The sequence below is a fragment of the Aureimonas fodinaquatilis genome (assembly GCF_008369445.1).
GTDB lineage: Bacteria > Pseudomonadota > Alphaproteobacteria > Rhizobiales > Rhizobiaceae > Aureimonas > Aureimonas fodinaquatilis.
Genome location: NZ_VTWH01000002.1, coordinates 594,519 through 619,856 on the forward strand (window position 1 = coordinate 594,519; position 25,338 = coordinate 619,856).

At 56.3% G+C, this 25,338-nt stretch carries 17 protein-coding genes and 1 tRNA gene; 10 read left to right on the forward strand and 8 right to left on the reverse strand.

The window, feature by feature from the left end:
- Window positions 1-100 precede the first annotated feature (100 nt).
- Window positions 101-916 (reverse strand): UDP-2,3-diacylglucosamine diphosphatase, encoded by an 816-nt coding sequence (locus FPY71_RS08805; RefSeq protein ID WP_246160243.1) that lies wholly within the window; start codon window positions 914-916, stop codon window positions 101-103.
- Window positions 917-1,312: 396 nt separating this feature from the next.
- Here FPY71_RS08805 and FPY71_RS08810 point away from each other — a divergent pair, with 396 nt between their 5' ends.
- Window positions 1,313-3,619: an NADP-dependent malic enzyme gene (locus FPY71_RS08810; RefSeq protein WP_149299699.1), complete on the forward strand. Its 2,307-nt coding sequence runs from the start codon at window positions 1,313-1,315 to the stop codon at window positions 3,617-3,619.
- Between the two features lie 44 nt (window positions 3,620-3,663).
- On the opposite strand, the gene gltX is transcribed toward FPY71_RS08810, so the two are convergent.
- Both gltX and FPY71_RS08820 read right to left on the reverse strand, forming a co-directional pair.
- Window positions 3,664-5,049 (reverse strand): glutamate--tRNA ligase, encoded by a 1,386-nt coding sequence (gene gltX / locus FPY71_RS08815; protein ID WP_149299701.1) that lies wholly within the window; start codon window positions 5,047-5,049, stop codon window positions 3,664-3,666.
- A gap of 149 nt (window positions 5,050-5,198) precedes the next feature.
- A complete protein-coding gene (locus FPY71_RS08820; RefSeq protein WP_149299703.1) occupies window positions 5,199-5,513 on the reverse strand; it encodes a hypothetical protein in 315 nt (104 codons plus the stop codon).
- A gap of 177 nt (window positions 5,514-5,690) precedes the next feature.
- Here FPY71_RS08820 and FPY71_RS08825 point away from each other — a divergent pair, with 177 nt between their 5' ends.
- Window positions 5,691-6,344 (forward strand): DedA family protein, encoded by a 654-nt coding sequence (locus tag FPY71_RS08825; RefSeq protein WP_149299705.1) that lies wholly within the window; start codon window positions 5,691-5,693, stop codon window positions 6,342-6,344.
- 151 nt (window positions 6,345-6,495) lie between these two features.
- Here FPY71_RS08825 and FPY71_RS08830 read toward each other — a convergent pair whose 3' ends face one another.
- From FPY71_RS08830 to rpiA, 5 genes are all read right to left on the reverse strand, one after another.
- Complete coding sequence (locus tag FPY71_RS08830) at window positions 6,496-7,878, reverse strand: class II 3-deoxy-7-phosphoheptulonate synthase (RefSeq protein WP_149299707.1); 1,383 nt, start codon at window positions 7,876-7,878, stop codon at window positions 6,496-6,498.
- Between the two features lie 100 nt (window positions 7,879-7,978).
- A complete protein-coding gene (locus tag FPY71_RS08835; RefSeq protein ID WP_149299709.1) occupies window positions 7,979-8,608 on the reverse strand; it encodes a gamma-glutamylcyclotransferase family protein in 630 nt (209 codons plus the stop codon).
- Window positions 8,605-9,999 (reverse strand): glutathione-disulfide reductase, encoded by a 1,395-nt coding sequence (gene gor, locus FPY71_RS08840; protein WP_149299711.1) that lies wholly within the window; start codon window positions 9,997-9,999, stop codon window positions 8,605-8,607. Before gor ends, FPY71_RS08835 begins: the two co-directional genes overlap by 4 nt.
- Before the next feature lie 46 nt (window positions 10,000-10,045).
- Complete coding sequence (locus tag FPY71_RS08845; protein WP_246160245.1) at window positions 10,046-10,573, reverse strand: DUF2059 domain-containing protein; 528 nt, start codon at window positions 10,571-10,573, stop codon at window positions 10,046-10,048.
- Window positions 10,574-10,729: 156 nt separating this feature from the next.
- The gene (gene rpiA / locus FPY71_RS08850) at window positions 10,730-11,425 is read right to left on the reverse strand and encodes a ribose-5-phosphate isomerase RpiA (protein ID WP_149299713.1); all 696 of its coding nucleotides are present in this window, start codon (window positions 11,423-11,425) and stop codon (window positions 10,730-10,732) included.
- A gap of 103 nt (window positions 11,426-11,528) precedes the next feature.
- Here rpiA and FPY71_RS08855 point away from each other — a divergent pair, with 103 nt between their 5' ends.
- From FPY71_RS08855 to FPY71_RS08890, 8 genes are all read left to right on the forward strand, one after another.
- Window positions 11,529-12,251 (forward strand): HAD-IA family hydrolase, encoded by a 723-nt coding sequence (locus FPY71_RS08855; RefSeq protein WP_188052277.1) that lies wholly within the window; start codon window positions 11,529-11,531, stop codon window positions 12,249-12,251.
- A 55-nt stretch (window positions 12,252-12,306) separates the two neighbouring features.
- A tRNA-Val gene (locus FPY71_RS08860) sits at window positions 12,307-12,381 on the forward strand.
- A gap of 696 nt (window positions 12,382-13,077) precedes the next feature.
- Window positions 13,078-14,808: a peptidoglycan D,D-transpeptidase FtsI family protein gene (locus tag FPY71_RS08865; RefSeq protein ID WP_188052324.1), complete on the forward strand. Its 1,731-nt coding sequence runs from the start codon at window positions 13,078-13,080 to the stop codon at window positions 14,806-14,808.
- A 432-nt stretch (window positions 14,809-15,240) separates the two neighbouring features.
- Window positions 15,241-15,444 (forward strand): CsbD family protein, encoded by a 204-nt coding sequence (locus FPY71_RS08870; RefSeq protein WP_149299718.1) that lies wholly within the window; start codon window positions 15,241-15,243, stop codon window positions 15,442-15,444.
- Window positions 15,445-15,522: 78 nt separating this feature from the next.
- Window positions 15,523-15,858, forward strand: coding sequence for a hypothetical protein (locus FPY71_RS08875; RefSeq protein WP_149299720.1), 336 nt, complete (start codon window positions 15,523-15,525; stop codon window positions 15,856-15,858).
- A gap of 231 nt (window positions 15,859-16,089) precedes the next feature.
- A complete protein-coding gene (locus tag FPY71_RS08880; protein ID WP_149299721.1) occupies window positions 16,090-21,519 on the forward strand; it encodes a BapA/Bap/LapF family large adhesin in 5,430 nt (1,809 codons plus the stop codon).
- Between the two features lie 56 nt (window positions 21,520-21,575).
- Window positions 21,576-23,141 carry a TolC family outer membrane protein gene (locus FPY71_RS08885; RefSeq protein ID WP_149299723.1) on the forward strand — a complete coding sequence of 522 codons (1,566 nt, stop codon included), beginning with the start codon at window positions 21,576-21,578 and terminating at the stop codon, window positions 23,139-23,141.
- Window positions 23,138-25,336, forward strand: a complete 2,199-nt coding sequence (locus tag FPY71_RS08890; RefSeq protein WP_149299725.1) for a type I secretion system permease/ATPase — start codon at window positions 23,138-23,140, stop codon at window positions 25,334-25,336. Before FPY71_RS08885 ends, FPY71_RS08890 begins: the two co-directional genes overlap by 4 nt.
- Window positions 25,337-25,338: the final 2 nt, after the last annotated feature.

A 25,338-nucleotide genomic window follows, 5' to 3' on the forward strand; every position in this document is an offset into this window, starting at 1 on the left:
TCCTGCACTGTCGAAGACTATCCGCACAGATATACAGGTTTTTACAAGCAGAGGTTAAGTTTTGAAGCTCGATGCATTCGTCAATTTGGCGTAAAAGCCCTTACTCCGCCGCGATGGGCTGGGCACCTTGCAGCACGTCGCCAATCTCAGTACCGGCCATAACCGTCCAGCGGATCAACTCAAAAGTGCCGTCATGGCGCTCCACCACGGCGGTGCAGCTTTCCACCCAATCACCCGTATTCACATAGGTGATGGCGCCGCGCGTGCCGATAATGGCGTGGTGAATGTGCCCGCACACCACACCTTCGCAATTGTGGCGCTTTGCCTCGCTGACCAGAGCATCTTCAAACGCGCCTATGAAATTGACGGCATTTTTAACTTTCAACTTGGCCCAGGATGACAGCGACCAGTATGGAAAGCCCAGCCATGTGCGGATGCGATTGAAAATGTGATTGATGGCAATGGCCATGTCGTAAGCCCAGTCGCCCAGATAGGCGATGATGCGGGCATTGCGAACCACCACGTCAAACTCATCACCATGAATGATCAGCATGCGGCGACCATCAGCCGTCTCGTGCACATCCTGCAACCGCACTTCTATGCCGCCAAAATGTTCGCCGGGAAACTCACGCATGAACTCATCATGGTTTCCCGGTACATAGATAATCTCACTGCCCTTGCGTGCCTTGCTCAGCAGCCTCTGCACCACATCATTGTGCGCAGAGGGCCAGTGCCACGAGCGGCGCAGCCGCCACCCATCCACAATGTCACCCACGAGATAGATTTTTTCCGCATCATGACACTTCAGAAAATCGACCAGCAGATCTGCCTGCGCAGATTTGGAACCCAGATGCACATCGGAAAGAAACAGCGTTCGGAAATGCCGGACAAAGGGCCGGGCGTGTAGCTCTTTCAAAGGCTCTTGCCCATTGCTGACCATGAGGCTGCGCCTTTCATTGCCTGATGGAGCTCAACGTCAGATGGTCGTGTTGATTGATCAAAGACGTTTTTGCTGCACTTCACTTCGTAAAAATCTATGCCCGATATGGCAGATTCTCATGACAAGCATGTGATGTGCGCAGGCCCGCCGGTTTCCCTGTATTGAAAGGCATTCAGCACTCTGTTTACGCATTATTATCGTTAAAATGGTTTTGATTTCCGCACGAATGCAATAGAGCATTCGGGAGATAAGCGTGCCCTTCGCATTTACCCTGAATGCAATCGGGCTTTATCTCTTTGTTATGTCGCAATGCCAGGTTTAGAGCTCTGAGGCTTTTTCTGGAATTGAGCAATGTGCAGGCGCGGAGGCCACATGCCGGGGATTGATGAAACCGTAACCAACACCGTCCCGGATCTTGATGAACAGGCGCTGTTTTACCATCGGCACCCACAGCCCGGTAAGCTGGAAATTCGCCCGACCAAAACGCTCGGCAACCAGCGCGATCTGGCACTGGCCTATTCACCAGGCGTTGCTGCCCCCTGCCGCGAAATTGCCAAAGACCCTGCACTTGCAGCCGAATATACCAGCCGGGCAAACCTGGTTGCTGTCATTTCCAACGGCACAGCCGTGCTGGGCCTGGGAAATATTGGTCCGCTGGCTTCCAAGCCGGTCATGGAAGGCAAGGCGGTTCTGTTCAAGAAGTTCGCCGACATAGATGTTTTCGACATTGAAATCGACGCCCAGGAAATCGACCGGATTGTGGATGTTGTGGCGGCGCTGGAGCCGACCTTCGGCGGCATCAACCTTGAAGATATCAAGGCACCGGAGTGTTTTGAAGTTGAAGAGCGGCTGCGCGCCCGCATGGGAATTCCGGTTTTCCACGACGACCAGCATGGCACTGCAATTATTGTTGCTGCCGCAGTGCGCAACGCGCTTTTGCTTGCCGGCAAAAACATTGAAGACGTCAAGATCGTCACCTCGGGAGCGGGCGCAGCCGCCCTCGCCTGCCTCAATCTGCTGGTTTCGCTGGGTGCCAGGCTCGAAAACATCACCTGCACTGACAAGGATGGCGTGGTCTATCTGGGCCGCAACGACCATATGGATCGGTGGATGTCGGTCTACGCCAAGGAAACCGAAGCCCGAACGCTGGCCGATGTTATTGAAGGCGCAGACATTTTTCTCGGGCTTTCTGCTGGCGGCGTGCTCAAGCCAGAGCTTTTGGAAAAAATGGCCGAGCGCCCGCTGGTTATGGCGCTTGCCAACCCGACGCCGGAAGTTATGCCGGATCTTGCCCGTGCCGTGCGCGCTGATGCGATGATCTGCACAGGGCGGTCGGATTTTCCCAATCAGGTCAACAATGTTATCTGTTTCCCGTTCATCTTTCGGGGCGCGCTGGACTGCGGTGCAACCACCATCAACGAAGAGATGAAAATTGCCGCGGTGGATGCAATTGCCGAATTGTCCCGAGAGGAAGTGTCGGAAGTTGCGGCCAAGGCCTATGGCTCGGAAACTCCGGTCTTCGGGCCGGATTACCTCATTCCATCACCGTTTGACCCACGCCTGATCCTTAAAATCGCACCCGCAGTTGCCAGGGCTGCCGAAAAAAGCGGTGTTGCCGCCCGCCCGATCGCAGATTGGGACGCCTATATGGACAAGCTCAACCGCTTTGTCTTCCGGTCCGGGCTGATCATGAAGCCAATTTTTGCCTTGTCGCGCCGTTCCGGCAAGCGCATCATTTTCGCGGATGGTGAGGATGAGCGGGTATTGCGCGCAGCGCAGGTTCTGCTGGAAGAAAAGATCTGCTGGCCAATTCTGATCGGTCGCCCCAGTGTCTTGCAGACACGGCTGGAGCGGTTTGGCTTGCGCATTCGCCCGGGCAAGGACTTCGAGGTGGTAAACCCTGAAGATGATCCGCGCTATCGCGACTATGTGGAGGATTATTTTGCGAAAGTGGGCAGGCTTGGCGTCAACCCGGATACAGCCCGCACAATCATCCGCACCAACACAACGGCCATTGCCACAATTTCGGTTTCGCGCGGTGAGGCCGATGGCCTGATCTGTGGACTGGCCGGGCGTTTTTCACGCCATATCCGCGACATTCGGCAGGTCATCGGCGCAGCGGACGGTGTTTCCAGAATTTCCGCAATGAGCCTTTTGATCACCCAGTCCGGGCCGATGTTTTTTGCGGACTCCTATGTTCAGGAAGACCCTTCGGCGACCGATATTGCGGAGATTGCGCAGCTTGCGGCAATTGAAGTGCGCCGTTTCGGCATCGAGCCCAAGGTTGCTCTGGTGTCACATTCCAACTTCGGTTCTGCCGATACGGAAGATGCCTGCAAACTGCGTGAGGCGCTGGCTATTGTTCGCAAAGCCATGCCAAACTTGGAAATAGATGGCGAAATGCACGGTGACGCTGCTCTGTCGGAAGATCTGCGCCGCCGCGTGATGCCTCATTCCACGCTCAGCGGCACCGCCAATCTTCTGGTGTTCCCAACGCTGGACGCGGCCAACATCACGCTGAACGTCGTGAAGACCATGACCGACGCCCTGCATGTCGGGCCAATCTTGCTGGGCACCAATTCGCCGGCGCACATTCTCACACCGTCGGCAACATCCAGAGGCGTTGTCAACATGACGGCCATTGCTGTGGCAGAAGCGGTTCAGCGCCGCCGTGGCTGAATCAGTGGCGTTTGCGCATTGCGAAATGCGCAAACGCCAAAGCATCAGGGGATGCGCTGCAACGCAGCCTTGCGCCCGATCAGCGGCAGCAAGGCCGCCATCTCGGGCCCATGGTCAAGTCCGGTCAATGCCAGCCGCAAAGGCAGGAACAGACCACGCCCCTTTCGCCAGGTTGCGGCCTTGACCGCCTGCGTCCACAGACCCCAACTTTCATTGTTCCATGGTTCCGGCGGCAGAAGCGCAAAGGCTTCCCGCACAAACGACAGATCCTCATCGCTGAAAACGAAACTTGCGCTCGGCGCGTGGTAAACAATCGCCTGCCAGCTTGCCGCATCGTCAAGCTTTTCGCAGTTTCCTCGCACTGCCAGCCAGAACGCTTGCGCACTGTCTGTTGGCACCTGCATCTCTGCAAGCCGCGCTGCCACGTCCTCATAACTGAACTTGTGCACCAGCTCTGCGTTCAGCCGCACCAGTTCGGCCGGATCGAATTTGGCATTGGAGGAAGAAATAGCCGAAAGATCCACCCGTGCGCCAAGCTGCGTCAGGTCCTGCATCGCCTCAATAGAGCCGGCACTGCCAACCAGCACCGCAAGTGAGGCCACCGACATGGGTTCCAGCCCTTCCGCTCGCAACATGCGGATTGAAAGCGCGCCAGAGCGCTTGGACAGCCCCTCGCCATCCACCGTCGTCAAAAGATTGTGGTGACCGAAAACCGGCAGCGAATAGCCAAGTGCTTCGAAAATTGCAATTTGCACGCCGCTGTTGGTGACATGGTCATCCCCGCGGATCACATGGGTGATGCCCATTTCTCCGTCATCAACAACCGATGGCAGCGTGTAGAGGTAGGTGCCATCTTCACGGACCAGAACCGGATCGGAGAGAGACGAAAGATCAACCGTCTGCTGCCCACGCACCAGATCATTCCAGCGGACTTCCTTGCGGACCGGTGCAAAAGGATCCGACTCGAAATTCGGCAGCAGAAAGCGCCAGTGTGGACGGCGCCCTTCGGCTTCCAGCTTTGCGCGCTCTTCTGCCGTCAACCGCAGAGCATCCCGCCCGTAAACCGGCGGCTGGCCAAGCGCCATGCGCCGTTTGCGGCGGCGTTCCAACTCGTCGGCTGTTTCATAGCACGGGTAGAGCAATCCCTTCGCGCGCAACGCATCTGCCGCCCGGTCGTAAATTTCCAATCGGTCGGACTGGCGCGCAATCATGTCCGGCACAATGCCGATCCAGCGCAGATCTTCCGCTATAGCGTCGGCATATTCCTGCCGTGACCGCTCCACGTCGGTATCATCGAACCGCAGGACAAACTGCCCCGGTGCCTCGCCCGGGCGGGCCTTGGCAAACAGCCAGTTGAACAATGCCGGCCGGAGATTGCCAATGTGAATATAGCCCGTGGGCGAAGGTGCAAATCTGACAATAACACTCATGTGGCTTCCTGAAACGCCCCGTGCATGGCACATGCTCTGCAAGAGCGCTCTATCTCCTTGATTTCCAGCATTTCCGCTGATGATTGCTTAGAGCAAATGCGGCAGATTGCACAATGGTCATGCGTATGCCAACAGCAATTGGCGCAGGTTCAAATCGGCATGCCACGCTGCACCAGTGGCGACACCAGGCCGGAAATAACCACCCAGCTTGCCAGCAGAAGGCCGCAGGCTGTGAACACCGCCCCCACCGTGAACTGTCGCAGTGCATGGCGACGTTCGGGCTCCGCATCCCGCCCGAAAGCCAGTGGCCGGGTGATCAGCGTGCTGTCTGCCAACATCGTTGTTTTCGTCTGCCGCCCTGTTGCCGCCCTTATCCTGCGCAATGTCAGCATGAATCGAACCAGAAACAGAATGCCGACCACCGTTGCGGCCATGGCGATGTCACCGGCTGGTGGAATTAACATAGTATGCAATGCTCCTCGACCGCTGTGATAAGAGATATTCCAGAATGACCCACGCCGCAGCAGCGCGCAATAACCGGGAAATCCTGCTCAGCTGCGCCTTTGTAGTTGAAATATGCCAGCCGGTCAGCATATGAACCGGGGAATTCCGGCAGATCGCGCCGGATATGCGGAGGCATCGTGTACGAAATCCTCGGACTAATTGATCGGTTCGGCGTTGCCATTGTGTTTGCTGGCACCTTCTTTGAAGGCGAAGTCTTTGCGATCATTGGCGGTTTTCTTGCCTACCGCGGAACTCAAACTTTTCAGCTCATGATCGGTCTGGCGTTTGTCGGATCTTTCTGCGGCGATCTTGCCGTGTTTTTGTTCGCCCGATATTTTTCGAACCATCGATGGGTTCAGCGTTGGATTCGCCGACCGAAATTTGCCAAGGCATTGAAGCTGGTGGACAGGTTCCACGCCTATTTCGTCATCGTGAATCGTTACATCTACGGCTTGCGTATGCCGGGGCTGATAGCTCTGGGACTTTCCAGCATCACCATTCCGCGCTTTCTTGTGCTGAACTTCATTGGCGCAGGTCTGTGGGCTTCAATATTCACCACAATCGGCTACGTGTTCGGTTATTCCATCAGCTCTGTCTTCGCCCAGTTGGAAGCCGTGGAACATATAGCAATATACGTTCTTGGCGGCCTGGCTGTTCTGTTGACGCTGTATGTCGGCTGGCGCCAGTTCAGCCCCATGTGGTTCAAATCCCGCAAGGAAACGGACACCAAGGCTCTGGTGGGTCATGTCGGCCCAACCAGACAAAGCGGTTCGAACGAAACCGACAATTAGGCCACGCACAAAGCCGATGAAACCGCCTTTGTGCGTGGCATTAATGAATCAGGGCGCTGCAAAGGATCTTTCGATCTCATGCAACGCCCCTGGTTCTTGCTTGTCGCGAATTCCCGCCGGTTGAACAAATCCCGTCTCAGCAGGAACTGTTCTAGAAATTGACGACCTGTGCCGCCCTGTCGCCAGCGTGGTGTTCCTTCACCAGCTCTGCGACCATGAATGCCAGTTCCAGAGCCTGGTTGGCGTTCAGGCGCGGGTCGCAATGCGTGTGATACCGGTCGGACAGATCTTCCGCCAGAACCGGACGCGCAGCACCGCCGGTGCACTCTGTCACATCCTTGCCGGTCATTTCGATATGAATGCCACCGGGATGTGTGCCTTCCGCCTGATGCACTTCAAAAAATGCCTTCACTTCAGCCAGAATACGGTCGAAAGGCCGGGTCTTGTAATCGTTGACGGTAATGGTGTTGCCATGCATCGGGTCGCACGACCAGACAACCTTGTGGCCGGACTGCTCTACTGCCCTGATCAGCTTGGGCAAATGCGCTTCTACCCGCTCATGGCCAAAGCGGGTGATCAACGTCATCCGCCCCAGTTCATGATTTGGGTTCAGCCTGTCCAGAAGGCGCACAAGATCATCCGCCTCGAGGCTGGGCCCGCATTTCAGCCCGATCGGGTTGCGAATGCCCCGGCAGTATTCCACATGGGCATTTTCCAGTTGGCGTGTGCGGTCACCAATCCAGATCATGTGACCGGATGTTGCATACCACTCACCACTGGTTGAATCGACGCGGGTTAGCGCCTCTTCGTAGCCCAGAAGCAGTGCTTCGTGGCTGGTGAAAAAATCTGTTTCACGCAGAGATGGATGCGTTTCGGAATTAATACCGATGGCCCGCATGAAATTCATTGTTTCGGAAATGCGGTCGGCAATTTCACCATAGCGCTCAGCCTGCGGCGAGCCGGACAGGAAGCCCAGCATCCACTGATGCACATTGTCGAGATTTGCATAACCGCCCTGCGCGAAAGCACGCAGCAGGTTCAGCGTGGCCGCAGACTGCCGGTACGCCATTTCCTGCCGTTCCGGATTGGGAACACGGGAAGTTTCGTCAAATTCGATACCGTTGATGATGTCGCCCCGGTAAGACGGCAACACAACACCATTTTTCGTTTCGCTGTTGGAAGAGCGTGGCTTGGCGAACTGGCCGGCTATACGGCCAACTTTGACAACCGGTGAAGATGCCGCAAATGTCAGCACAACTGCCATTTGCAGAAACGCACGGAAAAAGTCGCGGATATTGTCCGCGCCATGTTCCACAAAGCTTTCGGCGCAATCGCCTCCCTGCAGAAGAAAGCCCCGCCCCTCGGCGACTTCGCCCAGAGCACGCTTCAGCTTGCGGGCTTCACCTGCAAAAACCAGTGGTGGAAAGGTAGCAAGACGCTTTTCCGTTTCGGCCAAAGCAGCCGGGTCCGGATAGTCCGGAACCTGCTCGATGGCTTTGCTGCGCCAGGTCGAGGGTGTCCAGTCTTTCGTCATCACAAGTCTCCTGCAGATCGTCGCTCAACTTCTATCGGTCAGACGCTCTGATTTATTGTTGCAAGCAATTGCTTTCCGCGCGACAGCCGCGCCGCGCTCTTTAACCATCAATGTGCTGATTTGTCACCGAAAAAAGCGCGTCGAAAAAATCGGCCTCACCGGGTTCAAGCTGTACCGATCGCGGATAGCGCGGCTCCGCCCTGTCGCCCAGTAAAGCAACGCCGAAACCCTCGGTTTCTCTGACGAAACGCATCACGCCTTCCCTGCCATACAGCGCATGAAAGCCTTGCAGGACGGCGTCAAGATAGGATTGCAGTATATAGCCTCCGGCCTGTTCAGCAGTTGGCGTATCGCGTCGCCCTTCATAGATGAACAGAGGAACATCCAAGCCAGGCGGATTTTCCACCCGCACCCGTTCCCGATCCACAACCTGCCGAAGATAGCCAATTTCACGCTCATCCACCAATGGCAGATGCTCGGCAAGCTCGTAGACCACCACGCCCTGCGTGGCGCAGCTGGCCTGTTCTCTAACCGATAATAGCGCTGGCATCGGGTGCGGCCTTGGAATCCAGAAGCGCTGCCAGCCAGTGATTTCGGCGCGTCTGATAGCAAGGAAGCGCGTGCGCAAGGTGCGCTTGTTGACCAGTGAGCCGTAACCGAAATAGGAAACTACCTGGCCCTCGGCAATCAATCGCTGAAGGTCGGGGTGGTCCGCGTGAAAATCATTCACCCGTCTTGACGCTTTCCATCCAACAGGCGGTAACTCGGCTGGTAGATTGTCACCAGTTCCTCCGCCGCGGTGGGATGAAGGGCCATGGTGCGGTCAAAATCATCCTTGGTCAGGCCGGCTTTGACGCACACACCCAAAATCTGCGCCAGTTCACCAGCGTCCGGACCCAGCACATGCGCACCAACCACCTTGCGGCTGGCTCCATCCACCACAAGTTTGACCAGCATTTTTTCATTGCGGCCAGCCAGAATGTTGCGCATGGGCCGAAAGCTGGCACTGTAAATTTCAACATTGGGAAATTGTTCTGCCGCAACCTGCTCTGACAATCCGACTGTACCAATTTCTGGTTGTGAAAACACCGCCGTCGGCACCGTTTCCAGATCAGGCACTGTTGGTTTGTTCAGGAACACCGTGTCCACGAAGCACATGGCCTCGTGTATGGCCACCGGGGTTAGCTGCAGTCGATTGGTCACATCACCCAACGCCCAGATATTGGGTGCGCTCGTTTTCGAATACTCATCGATGCAAACAGCACCCGTATGGTCAAGCTTTACGCCAGCCTTGTCACAGCCCAGATCTTCGGTGTTGGGCAGGCGACCAACCGCCAGCATCACCTCATCGGCATCCAGACAGTCACCGCTTTTCAAATGCGCTTCAAATCGGCCATCAGCCTTCTGCTCTACGCGCACAATTGTATCTTCGCAGCGAATATTGATGCCTTTGGCCTGCATGGCATCGCTCAAGCCCAGACGCAGATCATCGTCAAAGCCCTGCAAAATGCGTTTCCCGCGGTAAATCAGCGTCGTGTCAACGCCAAGGCCGTGAAAAATGTTGGCAAATTCAACTGCAATATAGCCGCCGCCCAGAATGACAATCCGCTCAGGCAAGCGTTTCAGGTGAAACGCCTCATTCGAACTGATGCAATGCTCAGCGCCCGGCAGATCAGCAAATGGATTGGCCCGGCCGCCCGTGGCAATAAGGATTTTTTCGGCGGTCACCACCCTGTCGGTAGCCAGAAGACGAATCTTGTTCGGGCCTTCCAGAACAGCACGGCTTTTTAGAATTTCTGCTCCGGCAGATTCGATATTTCGGCTGTAAATCTGCTCCAGCCGGTCGATTTCTGCATCCTTGGCCGCAATCAAGGTTGGCCAGTCAAAGCGCGTTTCACCCACATTCCAGCCATAGCCGCGGGCATCTTCAAAATGCTCGGAATATTGCGACGCATAGACAAACAGCTTTTTGGGCACACAGCCGCGAATCACACAGGTTCCACCGAAGCGAAACTCTTCTGCAATCGCAACTTTATGCCCCAGGGCAGCCGTGCGGCGGGCGGCGCGCACACCGCCCGAGCCGCCGCCAATCACAAACAAATCGTAGTCAAACTGCGTCATTCATCCCACCGGAGGCCTGAGTTAAAGCGTCCGACTGGTCAACCAGCTACTGTGCTGGTGTACCTTCGACCGCTGGGGCAAGAGTTCTCATGCCCTCGTCAGCGGAATTGCGCAAATCTCGCACAATGCCATTGGCCCAGATATCTGCGGCAGACATGGTTTCACGAACGGCGGCCGGACCCTGCGCAATCAGCTTGCGCCCTGCTTCGGAATCATAAAACTGCGCAATTTCGCGCAATTCCTGCTCCGTGAACATCTTGGCATATATCCGCGCGATTTCGTTTTCCAGATCGGCCCGGCGAGGCGCAAGGGCAATTGCATTGTCATCAACCATCGCCGAAATTTCCGACTGCAGGTTAGGATTGTTGACAATCAATTCCGCTTTGATCTGCGTTGCCGCGTTCAGCAAAATCTGGTCGAACTGCTCTGTCGTATCAATCGCATCTACTGCCTGCCGCGCAGCAGCAAGGTGCGATGGGCTGACCTCCTGAGCTTGCGAAGGCATAGCAATCAGCGCGGTCAGTGCGGCCGCGGCGCATGCGGCCCGACACAAGTCGAGGTTAAAAACCTTCAAAGTCCCATCTCCATGGATTCGAAATGAAGCCTGCTGGCTCACTACCGGACAAACCTTTACCGGGGCAAGCCCCGAATGCAAATCCCACAACCTTTACGATCTGACGCATTTTCGCTTTTTTTCGCCGCGCGAAAAAGCCCCAGCTGTAAATTCACTTTAGCTGTTCAAAACCTTCACACCTTCCGGGTCGGCCAATATCGCCATATTGGCAAGGCCCAGGAAAAGGCCATGTTCGACCACGCCCGGAATGGCATGAATTGCAGCACTCAGCGCTTCTGGATCGGGAATGCGGCCAAAAGATGCATCAATGATCAAGTGTCCACCATCTGTAATGAAGGGCGCATCACCATTCTTGCGCAACGTCAGCGCACCGGAAAGCCCCATCATGCTGGCTGCCCGCTCAATAGCCAGATAGGTGGTCACCGCGCCAAAACCATTCACCTCGATCGGCAGCGGAAAAGCGCCCAAGGTGTCCACCAGCTTGGACGAATCGGCGATGACAATCATCCGCGCTGATGCTGCTGCCACAATTTTTTCGCGCAGCAACGCACCACCGCCGCCTTTGATCAGGCGCAGTTGCGGGTCAACCTCATCCGCGCCATCAATGGCCAGGTCCAGTTCCGGCAGTTCCTCAAGCGTGCTCAAAGGTACGTTCAGCTCACGGCACAGGCTTGCCGTGCGTTCGGATGTGGGCACGCCAACCAGCTGAAGTCCGGCGGCCACGCGCTCGGCCAGAACGCGCACAAAAGCCTCGGCGGTTGAGCCGCTGCCAATGCCAAGGCGCATGCCATCTTCCACATAGTCCAAAGCGTGGCGTGCTGCGTCCTCTTTCAGCCGTGCTGCATCGTTCATTCCGAAATCTCTCCTCTCAGACCAGACTTTCGTCTAGCTGCTTCGCCGCGCCTTGTCGATTCGTTGCTTGACGACATGGGGCATGCCGCGCTTGATGCGGGGCATGAGCGCACTTCAATCGACTGACTTCAAACATGGTATCCGGCCAATTGCGGTCTTTGATCTGGACGGCACGCTGGTAGACACCGCGCCAGACCTGACCGCAAGTCTGAACCATTGCCTCCATCTGCACGGCATGGCGCCGGTGTGTATCGAAACGGTGCGCCCCTTTGCCGGCCACGGATCGCGGGCAATGTTGCGAGCGGCTTATGGCTGGGCCAACACCGAGTTGCCGGAAGACATGCTGGAACGGCACGTTGAAAATTTTCTGACCTATTACGAAGCCAATATTGCGGTTGGGTCCACCGCTTTTCCAGGTGCGGTTGAGGCATTGGACCGGCTGTCCCAAGCCGGCTTCACGCTTGCCGTCTGCACGAACAAGTCAGAACGCCTGGCAAAGGTGCTTCTCGATTCGCTGGGCCTTTCAACACGTTTTGCGGCGATTTGCGGCTATGACAGTTTTCCGGCTCGCAAGCCTGACCCGCGTCATCTGGGCGGCACGATTGCGCAGGCTGGTGCTGAACACAGCAGCAGTGTCATGATCGGCGATACGGTGACGGACATGGAAGCGGCGCGCAATCTTGGCATTGCATCGGTTCTGATGTCCTTCGGTTATGATGCAAATGAACAGGCGCGGGCCATGGCGACAAAAATTTTGCCAACATATGATGATCTGACCGCGAAGCTGCTTCTGGAACTTATGGACAGTGCCGGCTCGGGCAGTTGACGTTCGTCCGGTGCGGCGGGTATATCGGCCCAGCCTTGCAGGAAGCAGGCTGTCCGGGCGCGTAGCTCAGCGGTAGAGCACCTCGTTCACATCGAGGGGGTCACAGGTTCGATCCCTGTCGCGCCCACCATATAAATCAATTGCTTACAATGATTTTACAAGTTTCCCGGTAGGTTCAGCGAACCTGAGGCTTCCAAAATTGCTCTTGCGTTTTATCTAAATTCTCCTGATTTGACTCGGAGGATCCCATGACAAACCCAGGCGATCGATATGCATATGCAGCCGTTGACAAGAACAATGAAGCGCTGAGCGATCAGGAGGTGCTTCGAGGTAGCGCACCGGTCCAGACGATGAGCTGATGCAATCGCTACGCAGTCTGGCCGCCGAGACGCTGGACAAATTCCCAGAGGGCTTTGAGGCGTTTTCGATCGAGCTTGCCAGCAAGATTGGTGAGGCCGATTTCTCGATGTGAGCAAAAAGCCAGATTGGTTCCAAGGCCCTACGAATACGAAAGTAAGTCCGGATGTATGACAGGGCACGCCCGCACGGACCGCGTGTGCACAACAATTGGGCTTTGCCTTTTGTGATTGAGTACAGGTTTCACATGCCTGGCACTTGGCACCGCTTCGACTAAGGGCAAAGCTACTGAGGATAGGTCGGGAAAGGATTATTGAACTGCAGTGATTACAGAGAACGATTCAGAATTCGTTAACCGTTACAACTGCAAAAGCCTGGCCAAGGGTGGAACCAAAACGCAGCTATCGAGAAACTTTCTGAGGTATAAATGAGCGTTCCTAGCTTCCGGCCTAAAGCACCCTCATTTGGCATGACGCCGAAAAGAAAACTTGGGCCAATCGAGCCCGCTAGAAATCGAATACGGACGCTCACAACTGTAACACTATTCGCAATCGCGTATGCGGCTATTACGGCGCGTCTTCTCGCTTTCGGAGTGGCGGATGAGACCTCGACAGCATACTATCCCGTAACACCGTCCGTAGCGCGCCCTGACATTCATGATAGGAATGGGAGTATTCTCGCGACTGATTTGCCATCGTACTCAGCTTTTGCAGAGCCACGGCGAATTGTGGATGTGGACGAGGCTGTGGAGAAGATTCTGGCGGTTTTCCCGGAATTAAATGCTCGCAGCTTGCATAGCCGCCTGAGAGGCGAGAGCGGATTTACGTGGATCAAGCGCTCCGTTACGCCAGCCGAACAGCAATCTTTGTGGCAACAAGGCATTCCGGGAGTTGGATTTAGACGCGAGACAAGTCGGTTGTATCCAAATGGGCCTGCGGCTGCTCAAGTGCTCGGTGCGGTCAATATCGATAATCAAGGGATTTCTGGCATTGAGAAGTGGGTAGATCAAAGTGGCCTTGACGCCCTTCGCTCGGCAGGAATGGATCTGCAAAAGGCTGATCTCACGCCCGTAGAATTAAGTCTGGATCTAAAAGTCCAACAAGCATTCGCGCATGAGCTTCACGCAGAGATCGAAAGATACAATGCTATTGGCGGTGCTGGGCTGGTGCTCAATGTGAATAACGGAGAAGTCATATCGCTCGTGTCAATTCCGGATTTTGATCCGAACGACTCCACACAGGCACTTAAGCCGGAAAACATTAATCGCATTAATGTCGGTGTTTACGAAATGGGCTCGACGTTTAAAGCGCTAACGACTGCGATGTCGTTGGACTCTGGCATTTACAATATGCACTCTGTTCTTGATGCGAGTAAGCCCCTGAGTTTTGGCCGTTTTCGGATCAATGACTTTCGAGGAGAAAATAGACCGTTGAATGTGCCAGAGGCGTTTCTCGCTTCTTCGAACATAGCTTTCGGCCGTATGGCAATGGGTGTAGGCGTAGATCAGCACAAAAGCTTCTTGAAAAAACTGGGGCAATTAGATCGTTTGGTCACAGAATTACCCGAGAATGCAACTCCAATTGTCCCTAAAAATTGGCAGCCGGTGAATACTGCGACGATCGCCTTTGGTCACGGGCTTGCCGTAACCCCACTGCAGGCCGCAATGGGTGTCTCAGCGCTTGTGAATGGTGGCCATTTGATTAGGCCAACTTTCATCAAGGGGTCCGATGTGTCCGCAAGAACTATTCAGGATGCTGTTATTAAGACCGAAACCGTTGAAGAGTTGCGATATCTGATGCGGCTGAATGCACTTTCCGGATCGGCCAAAGGAGCCGACCTGCCAGGATATTACGTTGGAGGAAAAACCGGAACAGCCGAGAAAGTCGTAAATGGGCGCTATGATAAGACCCGAGTGATGACTTCTTTCATGGGCGTTCTACCAGCTAACAATCCGCAATATCTGGTTCTTGTAATTCTCGATGAACCAAAGCCCACAAAAGATACACACGGGTTTCGCACTTCAGGGTGGAACGCGGTACCAGCGGCCTCCCGAATAATGAGGAGAATTCTGCCAATAATGAGGGTGGCTCCAAAGCTTGGAACGCCGGAAAACCCATTCCCTTATGTAACCGCGCAGAGGCCTTTTGGGATCAACCGAATTCAGACTGATCAGCCGAATTTAACCCTGACCAATCTTTAAATAGGATGTCATTAACGTGCCCTCAAAAGCTCATCTCTAGTTGCTGGGTGTCGAAAGTCGCCCCTGTCATCTCATTACATTCTGCCAATGAAAGATGTGCCGAAGGAGCTAAGACGATCCGCGAATTTAGCCGGGCAGCGGCGACCGGTTCAGGCCCAGCAGAATCCGCGTCGAGCAGCCAGAGCGCTCGAAATTTAATGTTTACGAGTTTCCCACAGGTTCGCGGAACCTGTTTAGGGGAACGGAAGCGGAGACCAAAAACGGCCTTTTACAAGTGGCCCTGTTCCCAGAAGCGCAGGGCGGCAGGTTCGATCCCTGTCGCGCCCACCATCGCCCGCCAGTAAATTAAGCTGACGCAGAAAATGCCGCACCTTATGGGAACTCACACGCCCCTGCGTCATTATCCTTTCAACTGCGAAAGGAGAGCTTGTTATGGATTGGAATCGTGTTGAGGGCAGCTGGAAGCAATTTTCCGGTAAAGTCAAAGAACAGTGGGGTAAACTCACCGACGATGATATCACCCAGATCAACGGCAATCGTGAACAGCTTGAGGGGAAGCTTCAGGAACGTTATGGCAAAGCCAAGGACGAAGTGAAGAAAGACGTTGACGATTGGTATGGTCGTCAATCCTGGTAAGCATCAAAGGCCCCGTCCAATCGGGGCCTTTTTCACATCCTGAGATAGATCAGTTTTAGTTGCGTTGGAGTTGGGGAAATGATCTCGATTGGTACTTTGATTTACAGTCTGGTCGCTTTGGCAGGTGGTGCATGGGGCGCCAAAATTGCCAAGGCGAATGTCTTGCATGGTGTTCTGGCCGTCTTGGCCTCAGTTCTTATCGGCCTTGGCCTGCAGGTTATGGCCCAGACCATCATTGTGGTTGGTGTCGCGCAGGTGGTTGTTACCATTCTCGTCGCCATGGCTTTTGGCATGAATTTCCGTCAGGCGGTCATTGTATTGGTGGTGAGCCAGGCCCTGTCCTTCGCTGTAGCATTCCTGATCAACTTTTTCTGGGGGCTGGAAAGCTCTTTGACCAGACAACCAGTTGGCTGATATCTTCGCCGAGCAATCACAGAACCCGCAGCGAAATGCTTTCGCTGCGGGTTTTTTATCATCAAAAAACATCAATATTACTGAAACTTCCCATGTCCATTAAAGGATAAACTACCTCTATTTTTAACGACCCGCGTTCTGTCGTTGCAGTTGCATCACCCTCCAACCAAAGAAGTACTCTCATATTACTCCTGAAAGAGGTTTTCGGACCGGCATTGGGAGAGAGTACTCATGGTAATCAAGGTTACGTCGAAGGCTGATGGATCTTCGCAAAGCACCGTTTCAAATAGTATTCTGCTGAACGACGCCAGCGTAGTGGAAGTTCAGCTATCTCCAGGTGATGTCGCATCCTTAGACCGTGTCGGCAACGATCTTCTGATAAGGCTGGAATCCGGCGAAACAATTCTGATCCAGAACTTCTTTGCTGCTGGCCAGGACAATGACCTTGTCCTGCGCGCGGATGACGGCACGCTATACTGGGCCGAGGGGTTAGATGGTTCGTCGGGAGTGGCTCTGACCGAGATAGGCTCCGTCGACCAGCTTATCGGCGGTGCGGGTGGTTTGGGCGGAATTCCTGCGGGCGCTCTGCTTGGCGCACTCGGGGCCGCGGCCATCGGAGGCGTGGCAATTGCTGCTGGCTCATCAGGCAGCAGCGGTGGCGGCGCGCAGCCGCCAATTTCTCCGCCAGATCCAGTTTTGCCAGTTCCGCCAGTTATGCCATCAACGCCTGCAAATCTCGCAGTAAGCCCGGATGGAACGCTGCTCACTGGCTCAGGACAGCCCGGCACCTCCGTCGTTGTTGTCAGTGCGGATGGCATCAATATCGGTGTCGGCATCGTAAATCCGGACGGGACATTTGCGGTCGTTCTTCAACCTCCACAAGTTGACGGAGAGGTGCTCACCGTCGTCGCCTCAGACAATCAGGGTCAGATGTCATCGCCGGCACTGGTATTGGCACCCGACATCACAGCACCGCCAGCGCCGGATAATCTGTCGGTTTCGGCAGACGGATCGATCCTGACAGGAACCGGCGAACCCGGCTCCACAGTTCAGGTAACGAATGCTGCCGGTGTTATTCTTGGCACGGCGCCTGTCTCTGCTGCCGGTACATTCCAGATTTCCCTCGTTCCGGCTCAGATTGACGGCGAAATTCTCACTGCCACTCAAACTGACGCGTCAGGAAATACGTCCAGCCCTGGCTTTGCGAGTGCACCTGACCTGACTCCCCCCGAAACGGCAACGCCAGACGCTCCAACGGATATTACCGTGGCCGCTAATGGCCTGAGCCTTTCCGGTAACGGAGAAGCGGGAGCCGCTGTTAACGTCACAGGGCCGGATGGCCTTGTTGCGAGCGGCGAGGTCAATGAGGACGGGACATTTGTTATCCCCCTCCCCACGCCCCTGCTCAATGGCGAAGTCGTCACTGTCACTCAGACCAATGCCTCAGGAAACACTTCGGAACCCGGCTTTGGCATTGCACCCGATGTGACGCCGCCGGCCATTCCGGGTGATCTGCTGGTTACGCCCGATGGTCTCAGCCTTACCGGAACCGGTGAAGCCGGAGCGTCTGTCTCCGTCACCGGTCCTGATGGGCTGGACCTTACCGGTACCGTGGACGAGGATGGAACCTTCACCATCGCTCTGCCAACACCGCTGCTCAATGGTGAGGAAATCACCGTTACCCAGACCGATGCCGCAGGCCTTGTCTCACCTCCCGGCGTCGTCAGCGCACCCGATGTGACACCGCCAGCCATTCCGGGTGATCTGCTGATCACGCCCGATGGCCTCAGCCTCACCGGAACCGGTGAAGCCGGAGCGTCTGTCTCTGTCACCGGGCCTGATGGGCTGGACCTCACCGGCACCGTGGACGAGGATGGAACCTTCACCATCGCTCTGCCAACACCGCTGCTCAATGGTGAGGAACTCACCGTTACCCAGACCGATGCTGCGGGCCTTGTCTCACCTCCCGGCGCCGTCAGCGCACCGGATGTGACGCCACCAGCCATTCCGGGTGATCTGCTGGTTGCGCCCGATGGCCTCAGCCTTACCGGAACCGGTGAAGCCGGAGCGTCTGTTTCTGTCACCGGCCCTGATGGGTTGGACCTCACCGGCACCGTGGACGAGGATGGAACCTTCACCATCGCTCTGCCAACACCGCTGCTCAATGGTGAGGAACTCACCGTCACCCAGACCGATGCTGCGGGCCTTGTCTCACCCCCCGGCGCCGTCAGCGCACCGGATGTGATGCCACCAGCCATTCCGGGTGATCTGCTGGTTGCGCCCGATGGCCTCAGCCTTACCGGAACCGGTGAAGCCGGAGCGTCTGTTTCTGTCACCGGGCCTGATGGGCTGGACCTGACCGGCACCGTTGAAGAGGATGGAACCTTCACCATCGCTCTGCCAACACCGCTGCTCAATGGTGAGGAACTCACCGTTACCCAGACCGATGCTGCGGGCCTTGTCTCACCTCCCGGCGCCGTCAGCGCACCCGATGTAACGCCACCGGCCATTCCGGGTGATCTGCTGATCACGCCCGATGGCCTCAGCCTGACCGGAACCGGTGAAGCCGGAGCGTCTGTCTCCGTCACCGGGCCTGATGGGCTGGACCTTACCGGCACCGTCGACGAGGATGGAACCTTCACCATTGCTCTGCCAACGCCGCTGCTCAATGGTGAGGAACTCACTGTTACCCAGACCGATGCTGTGGGCCTTGTCTCACCTCCCGGTGCCGTCAGCGCACCCGATGTGACACTGCCAATTGCACCATTCGGCCTTCAGGTGGATGAAGACGGCGAATTCCTGAGCGGCTTTGGCGAGCCAGACACACGGGTTGTTGCAACAAATTCGGCTGGTGATGTCGTTGGTGAGGGAGTTATTCTGGCTGACGGATCATTTACGATTGAACTGGCGACACCCCAGGTTGAGGGATTGCCGCTGTCGGTCATTTCTATTGACGCAGCGGATAATGAATCGCTGCCCGGGACCGCCAGCACGCCGGACCTGACGGCCCCGGCACCAGTGACAAATCTGGTCGTTTCGGAAGACGGCGCCTTCGTTTCCGGTTCTGGTGAGATTGGCGCCACCGTGGTCGTTTATGGACCGAACAGCCAATTCCTTGGCGATGGTGTGGTGGACCTGGACGGTAGCTTCACCATCGAGCTGAGCGTGCCGCAGCTCAACAATGAGTTGTTGACCCTGACGCAACAGGATGAGGGAGGAAACATTTCGCCCTCCGCCACGGTGAATGCACCCGACGATACACCGCCCTTGCCAGCCGACTTGCTGGTTGTGTCTGCCGACGGGCTGGTTGTCACCGGTCGCGGCGAGCCATTGGCGGCTGTGACTGTTCTTGGGATAGGCGGTGTGCTTCTGGGCACGGGCAGTGTCCTTGCCGATGGAACATTCAGCGTCACTCTTGATCCGGCGCAGATAGACAGTCAGAGTCTCGACGTGTTTTTGACTGACCTTGCCGCCAACACCTCACCCGCCTCGTCCGTGATTGCCCCTGATGTAACACCGCCAGCGCCTCCGGCTGATCTGGAGGTCGTTGAGGGTGGTGCCTTCCTGACTGGAACAGGGGAACCGAACGCATCGGTGCTCGTGCGCGGGGCCGGCGGTGCCACCGTCGGAACTGGCTTTGTTAACACCGACGGCACATTTACAGTGAGTTTGGTGCCGCCGCAGGATAACGGCCAGATTCTTCGGGTATTTCAGACCGATCTGGCCGGAAATGGTTCACCCGCGGCAACCGTCACGGCGCCGGATCTGAACCCGGCGGATGATCTGGTGGCTGCCTATGATGATATAGTGGCAGCGACGATTGTTCTGACACCGGTAACGACGACCCGAGAGGGTTCGCAGGTGGATACCGTCATCCTCAACCTTGGAAACTTCAGCCAGGCGTTCGAGTTTGATGTCGCCGTTGGAACTGAATCCGACGCATCCTTCCTCATCGAAATTTCCAGTCTTGCCGGCGTACTGAGCAATGCCTTTGGTATTCTGGAAGTGTTTATCGACGGCCAGTGGCAGACAGTCGGAGGAACCGGTACCGGAGGTTTGCTTGACCTTCTCTATCTTGGCGGCAATTCCGTGCGCATTGACGCGACGGATCTGCCGGCGAGCTCGTATCGCCTTGTTTACGGCGGCGGCGGACTGCTCGGCGCGTTGACTGAAGTTTCGCTCAGCGCTGACTTTACCGACGCGAGTCTGACCGAATTCATTGCATCTGCAGGACCGCCCGCTGCCGGAAACCTGCTCGACGGTTCAGACGGTTTTCCTGACTCATTGGGTCCGGATGGTCTGGCGGTTCTGCATATTGATACCGGCGACGGCAGTTTTCAGGCAGTCACCACCACGACGATTGTCGAAGGCGCATACGGCATTCTGACCCTGCAACCTGATGGCAGTTTCACTTACGCGCCAAATCCTTCAGCGGCATCCATCGGCCTCGTGGATAGTTTTTCCTACAGCCTTATCCATCCGAACGGCCAGACTTCGCAGGCAACACTTTATGTCAGAGTGGAAAATCCGGAGACAACAACGGTCTGGAGCGATCTTGATCCTGCACAGCCGGCAACGATTGTGACCGCGACGGACAATGCCGGAATTGCTCTGGTGGAAAGCGTGCCGCTTGAGGCGCCGCCCGAGACCCGTGTCGGAGTTATCAACTACACGACACTGCTGTTGGGCGGATCGCAGAACTATCTGTTTTCCATCGACGATGGCATCCAGTCGGACCTGACAATTTCCATCGGCACAGCAAGCGTGGCGGGGCTGCTTCAGAATATTCGCTTCAGTCTGGAGCAATTTATTGACGGACGCTGGGTTCAGATCGGCGCTTCCGGCAACGGTAATCTCATTGATATCGTCGGTCTTGTCGGCGGTCGTGTTCAGGCAGAGATCAACGATCTTGGTGCCGGCAGCTACCGGTTGCGAGTTGCCAACAGCGGCATTGGACTTGTTGAGAACGTCAGGGGCGATATCACATTCGTGGACACGGACCTGGATGTCTTCACCGCAGGGCGAACAACCACGGCCACCGGCAACGTTCTGAGCGATGACACGACTGGTTCTCCGCTGACATTTATCAGTGTGTCGGCGGATGGGACCAACTACCAGCTTGCAGCCCCAGGCGGTACGCTTCTGAGTGGCGACTATGGCGACCTTTTGATCCGTGCTGATGGAAGCTACGTCTACACACCAGACGCAAGTCTGGACAATGTGGGCATGGTAGACGTTTTTTCCTATCGATTGACCGGGCCAAACGGCGAAACAGCAGATGCCCTGCTGACAATCACAATTCAGCAAGGTGTGCCCGAGGTTGTTCCGGTATCCACGGTACAGGCAGCTGACACGCCTGACGATGTCGTTTTGCTGGCAGCGCTTGAAACACATGCAGCTTCCGATGGCGAAGAGCTTTCGGCAGACAGTTTCGACGCTGAGCTGCTTCAGAACACCGCCGAAAGCGAGCAACAGGCAACCACACTGGATGACGTTCTCATCTCCGGCGACGACGCCGGCCTGATCGAAATGGGAGATGAGCCCATACCAATCACCCTGCCCGACAGCAGCACGATTGCAGCAGATTCGATTTTCGATATGGCGTCGCTGCCAGTCGAGGATGAACTGCAACGATCGATCAATGCTCAATCCGGACTGTGAGTCCGGAGTGCCGCGCCTCCGGGCGCGGCACGGCAGTGCGTGCGTTTGGAGATCGTATGGAATTGTTCATTGCATCCCACTTTGAAGAACCTGATCAATCCCGGCAGAAACACATTCCGTTGCGGCTGGAAAACCTGATTAAAATCAAGGGCTACGAGCTTTTGCGCCAATCTGCTGGAAACATGTCTTCCTGGCGTGGGCGCAAGATATTTCCAGCCATTGCCGCAGCACTTTCACTGACAGCCACTGGCTGCACAACCGCCAATCTGGACGCAGCCATGCCGGCAACCGCAAGCACTGTTTCAGCAAAGACAATATCTGAGCCGCGTGCGGCAGCGGAGCAAAGGTCGACACGCCCGGGGGCATCCGGCGAAGGTTTGACGCTGGAAAAAGCGGTTGTCCGGGCGGTGGACTGGCACCCGACGATCAGTGAGGCGGCCAGCCGCACCAATCAGGCCGGCGATGAAATCGACGTTGCGCGTGCGGGCTATTTTCCGCAGGTCCGCGGCGGCGTTTCGTCCGTTCACGACGATGCATCACGGCGAGGCAACTGGAACCCGCAGCTCAGCGTCACCGGGTCGCAGATGCTGTACGACTTTGGAAAAGTGTCGAGCAGCGTGGCTGCAGCCAGAGCGGCGCATGATGCCAGCCGTTCCAGTCTGCTGATCACAGTTGATGATGTTATTCTTGAAACAGCCGCTGCGATGGTTGAGGTTTACAGAAACCGCGAACTGGCTGCCGTTGCGCAAGATCAGGTGCGCGGCATCGCCGACATCACGGATCTGGTCCATCAGCGCACGGATCGGGGTGCCAGCACACGATCTGATGCTGTTCAGGCCAATGCGCGGCTTCAGGCGGCACAATCCACCGAATTACAGATACGCGCCGATCAGGAGCGATGGGAAAGTGAGCTCGTGTCCTTGATCGGAGCAGATAGCCTGCCGGGCCTTGCCCCGAGATTGCCGGCCAGTCTGGCGACGGCATGCGAGAAAGCCTCGCTCTCCATCGATACTGTGCCTGCTGCGCAGCGTGCTCTGGCAGAGCAGCGCGAGGCGCAGGCACAGCTTCGCAGCAACCGCGCACGCGCCCTCCCTACGCTGGCTGTTGAGGTGGGCGCCGGCTACGACATACTCGACAATGGATCGGATGAATTGCTTCTGGGCGAAGACGACTCACGCACGGAAATACGGGGCGGTCTCAGCCTGAGCAGCTCTATTTTTGAAGGCGGTGCATCGGCCGCGCGGAACCGCGCCGCTGCCAATGCATTGCAGGCGGCCAATGCCGGACTGGACAATGCCCGTTTTGAAGCCACACGGAAACTGCGTGAGGCCCGCCAGCAGACACTCTCGCTGTCCCGCCTTCTGGCTTCCCTACGAACGCGCGAACCTACAATGCGGGAAACGCGGGATATGTACCGAAAACAGTATCTGGAGCTTGGCACGCGCTCACTTCTCGATCTGCTCAACGCTGAACAGGAGTTGCATGCCGCAAGGTTCGATGTGGCGCGAACGACAGGCGATATTCAGCGTCTGGGCCTGGACTGCCAATACAGCGCCGGGCAGTTGCGAACCGCCTTCGGATTGCAGGGCGCCTCTTTAAGAGGGGTCACGTTCCAACCATGAAACATGAGGATAAGCTGGTTGTTGCCAGCCCCAAACCCGCAAGCAATGCAAATAATTGGCTTGAAGCGCTTCGGCGCGTTGCACGCCATTACGAACTGCCTTCAGGTTACCGAACTGCAAGACCCGCTCTCACGGAGCTGACCGAACAGGACCGGGACATTCGAGAAATGGCAACCAGCCTTGGCCTGAACGTCAAAATTGTGGCCAGCCTGCCGGCCAAAGCGCAGGGCTGGTCGCTGCCGTTAATCGTCGAGCTGCGGGATGGCAGGACAGGCGTAGTCGAAAGCATCAGCTCCTCGGGCATGGCCCTTATCCGCTTCAGTGGCGACGAGGGTCTTGCATCCCCCTTCCCTGTCTTAAGCCTGTGCTCTGCCTTGTCGCGCGCAGCCATTGCCCGGCCAGCACTTGCAATACCGGATGCCCGTATTGACGCGTACATACAGCCATTTCGTCCCAATTGGCTGCGCAGCATCATCCTGTCCGACATGCGTCCCTACACCCACGTCATGCTGGCCAGCTTCCTGGCCAACTGCCTTGGTCTGGCGGGCGTTATTTTTTCAATGCAGGTTTATGACAGGGTGGTTCCAGCGGAGTCCTATCATACGCTCTATGTTCTTTTTCTGGGCGTCATCGTTGCGCTTCTGTTCGACTTCATTCTTCGCTGCGCCCGAATGAACGTCGTTGACACGCTTGGAAAACGCGCAGACCTGCGCATGTCCGATCTGGTCTTTGGACATGCGCTTCGCGTGCGCAATGATGCGCGACCGGCCGCAACCGGCACATTCATATCTCAATTGCGGGATCTGGAACAGGTTCGCGAGCTTCTGACATCCACCACGGTATCCGCAATTGCCGACATGCCGTTTTTTCTGCTTTTTCTTGTCATTTTCTGGGTCATTGGTGGCCCTCTTGTAGCGGTGCCACTGGTGGCGCTCGTTCTGCTGATAACGCCGGGAATCCTTGCACAGCCGCGTCTTCGACGCTTCACCAGCGAAGCAATGCGGGAATCTGCACTGCGCAATGCTATTCTGGTTGAAGCAGTGCAAGGGCTGGAAGATATAAAATGCCTGCAGGCGGAAGACCGGTTCCAGCGCCGGTGGAACCACTGCAATGCCGTGACCAGCCAGGCCAATTTGAAACTGCGCGGCCTGGCCAACGGTCTTATAGCGTGGACCCAGGTGGTTCAAACCGGGGTTTTTGCCTCGGTGATCTGTCTGGGGGCACCAATGGTCATTTCAGGAGAGATGACAACAGGCGCGCTGATTGCCGCATCGGTTCTGGGTTCACGCATGATGGCGCCCATGGCCCAGATTACGCAGGTGCTCAGCCGCCTGCAGCAGGCCAAAGTCGGCCTGTCAGGGGTCAATGAAATCATGAAAAAGCCGGTGGACAGCCCGGAACTGGAAAGCCGGGTGCCGCTACCGGAAGCAGATGGGCGCTACAAGTTCAAATCAGCGACTTTTCGATATGGCGACCCGACGACACCGACCGTGCTGCACATTGGTGCGCTGACCATAGGCGCTGGAGAAAAGATCGCACTGCTGGGCCGAAACGGGGCCGGAAAGTCGACGCTTCTTCACGCTTTGTCGGGAATGATGCTGCCAGCATCGGGAGAAGTGTTGCTGGACGACCGGTCGATCGGGCAGATCGATCCGGGTGATCTTCGATCGCAGATCGGCTTTGCAAGCCAGAATTCCCGGCTCTTTTACGGGTCCATCAGAGAAAATCTCCTGCTTGGAGCACCGCATGCTTCACACGCCGATATGCACAACGCTGTCAGCATGGTCGGCGCAGATGAGTTTATTGCCCGCCTGCCGCAGGGCATGGACTATCCCATCCAGGAGGGTGGGGCCGGGCTTTCCGGAGGCCAGAAGCAGGCGTTGCTTCTGGCGAGACTGCTGCTGCGTCAGCCCCGTATCATATTGCTGGATGAACCAACAGCCGCCATGGATGAGATTTCCGAACGGCATTTCATCGAGCATTTCAGCAAATGGGCCCGCGGCAGAACGGTCATTGTGGCAACGCACAGAATGCGCGTGCTTGACCTGGCTGACCGGATACTCGTTATCGAAAGGGGGCGCATTTCGCTTGACGATGCCAAGGAGAAAGCCCTCGCCTCTCTCAGGAACGTCAGAAATGTTGCCACGGGTATGGCAGAGCGTGCCAACGCATCCACAGTCCGCATGGAAGGTTAGCA

Coding starts and splice junctions, on each gene's coding strand:
- gltX (WP_149299701.1), bottom strand. CDS start 5,049: ATGAGTGTTATTGTCAGATTTGCACCTTCGCCCACGGGCTATATTCAC.
- gor (WP_149299711.1), bottom strand. CDS start 9,999: ATGACGCAGTTTGACTACGATTTGTTTGTGATTGGCGGCGGCTCGGGC.
- FPY71_RS08880 (WP_149299721.1), top strand. CDS start 16,090: ATGGTAATCAAGGTTACGTCGAAGGCTGATGGATCTTCGCAAAGCACC.
- FPY71_RS08865 (WP_188052324.1), top strand. CDS start 13,078: ATGACGCCGAAAAGAAAACTTGGGCCAATCGAGCCCGCTAGAAATCGA.
- rpiA (WP_149299713.1), bottom strand. CDS start 11,425: ATGAACGATGCAGCACGGCTGAAAGAGGACGCAGCACGCCACGCTTTG.
- FPY71_RS08885 (WP_149299723.1), top strand. CDS start 21,576: ATGGAATTGTTCATTGCATCCCACTTTGAAGAACCTGATCAATCCCGG.
- FPY71_RS08855 (WP_188052277.1), top strand. CDS start 11,529: ATGAGCGCACTTCAATCGACTGACTTCAAACATGGTATCCGGCCAATT.
- FPY71_RS08870 (WP_149299718.1), top strand. CDS start 15,241: ATGGATTGGAATCGTGTTGAGGGCAGCTGGAAGCAATTTTCCGGTAAA.
- FPY71_RS08820 (WP_149299703.1), bottom strand. CDS start 5,513: ATGTTAATTCCACCAGCCGGTGACATCGCCATGGCCGCAACGGTGGTC.
- FPY71_RS08830 (WP_149299707.1), bottom strand. CDS start 7,878: ATGACGAAAGACTGGACACCCTCGACCTGGCGCAGCAAAGCCATCGAG.
- FPY71_RS08810 (WP_149299699.1), top strand. CDS start 1,313: ATGCCGGGGATTGATGAAACCGTAACCAACACCGTCCCGGATCTTGAT.
- FPY71_RS08875 (WP_149299720.1), top strand. CDS start 15,523: ATGATCTCGATTGGTACTTTGATTTACAGTCTGGTCGCTTTGGCAGGT.
- FPY71_RS08890 (WP_149299725.1), top strand. CDS start 23,138: ATGAAACATGAGGATAAGCTGGTTGTTGCCAGCCCCAAACCCGCAAGC.